Annotated in this window: 1 protein-coding gene; it reads left to right on the forward strand. The window is 61.2% G+C overall.

What is annotated here, in order from left to right; translation table 11 throughout:
- Positions 1 to 1046, forward strand: a 1046-nt coding sequence (locus GO007_RS28805; protein ID WP_255431017.1) for a GlgB N-terminal domain-containing protein, incomplete at both ends; no start/stop codon positions are given.

Below are 1046 nucleotides of genomic sequence, written 5' to 3' on the forward strand. Positions count from 1 at the left end.
GCCACCGATGCCGGGCTGGAAGTACGCGCATTATTACCCGATGCCACCGACGTGTGGGTGATTGAACCGAAAACCGGACGCAAAGTCGGCAAGCTTGAGTGCCTCGACTCGCGCGGTTTCTTTAGCGGCGTTCTGCCGCGTCGAAAAAATGCTTTCCGCTATCAGCTGGCCGTTACCTGGCACGGTCAGCTCAATCTGATTGATGACCCTTACCGCTTTGGCCCGCTGCTGCAGGACCTGGACGTATGGCTGCTCGCTGAAGGCACCCATCTGCGGCCCTATGAAACCCTCGGCGCCCACGCCGATACGATGGACGGCATCACCGGCACGCGCTTCTCGGTGTGGGCGCCGAACGCCCACCGGGTTTCCGTCGTCGGCCAGTTCAACTACTGGGACGGCCGCCGCCACCCGATGCGCCTGCGTAAAGAGTCGGGGATTTGGGAGCTGTTTGTGCCCGGGGCGCAGAACGGCCAGCTGTATAAATTTGAGATGATCGACGCGCACGGCCACCTGCGGGTGAAGTCCGACCCCTACGCCTTTGAAGCGCAGATGCGCCCGGATACCGCCTCGCTGATCTGCGGTTTGCCGGACAAAATTACCCAGCCGCAGGCGCGCAAGCAGGCGAACCAGTTTGATGCGCCGGTTTCGATTTATGAGGTCCATCTTGGCTCCTGGCGTCGCCATACCGATAACAACTTCTGGCTGAGCTATCGCGAGCTGGCGGACCAGCTGGTGCCTTATGCCAGATGGATGGGCTTTACCCATCTGGAGCTGCTGCCGGTTAACGAACATCCGTTTGACGGCAGCTGGGGCTACCAGCCAACCGGGCTGTACGCGCCCACCCGACGCTTTGGCACCCGCGAAGACTTCCGCTACTTCATTCATGCGGCGCACGCCGCGGGCCTCAACGTGATCCTCGACTGGGTGCCGGGCCACTTTCCCTCCGATGATTTTGCCCTCGCCGCATTTGACGGGACCTCGCTGTATGAGCACAGCGACCCGCGCGAAGGCTATCACCAGGACTGGAATACGCTGATCTACAACTA

The sequence above is a fragment of the Klebsiella sp. 10-1 genome, from assembly GCF_009758445.1.
Taxonomy (GTDB): domain Bacteria; phylum Pseudomonadota; class Gammaproteobacteria; order Enterobacterales; family Enterobacteriaceae; genus Klebsiella; species Klebsiella scottii.